This window comes from Arthrobacter sp. sptzw42, from assembly GCF_059089685.1.
In genome coordinates this window covers 1-396 of record NZ_JBNHEX010000032.1, presented here as the reverse complement: position 1 = coordinate 396, position 396 = coordinate 1, and the positions used below count along the sequence as shown (strand labels likewise).

Genomic DNA, 396 nt, shown 5'->3' with positions numbered 1-396 from the left:
ACCTCACGGTCTACAACGAACCCATCACCCAGCCGGCCGAACCCGAAGAACTCGACGTCGAAGGTGTCCTCAAGGGCATCTACCTGCTCAACCCGGCAAAGATCGACGGTCCCCGGACCCAGATCCTCGCCTCCGGCGTCTCCGTGCCCTGGGCCCTGGAAGCCCAGCAGCTCCTGGCCGATGACTGGGGCGTCTCCGCAGACGTCTGGTCCGTGACGTCCTGGAACGAACTGCGCCGCGACGGCATGGCCGCCGAAGAAGAAGCCTTCCTCAACCCCGGCCAGCCCGCCCGCGTTCCGTTCGTCACCAAACAACTCGAAGGCGCCACCGGACCCGTCGTCGCCGTCTCGGACTACATGAAAGCCGTCCCGGACCAGATCCGCCAATTCGTCCCCA

General features: G+C 65.7%; 1 protein-coding gene. It reads left to right on the top strand.

What is annotated here, in order from left to right; all coding sequences use genetic code 11:
• The coding region (locus tag AC5RT4_RS17745; protein WP_494106621.1) for a transketolase-like TK C-terminal-containing protein at positions 1–396 on the top strand (396 nt) is incomplete at both ends.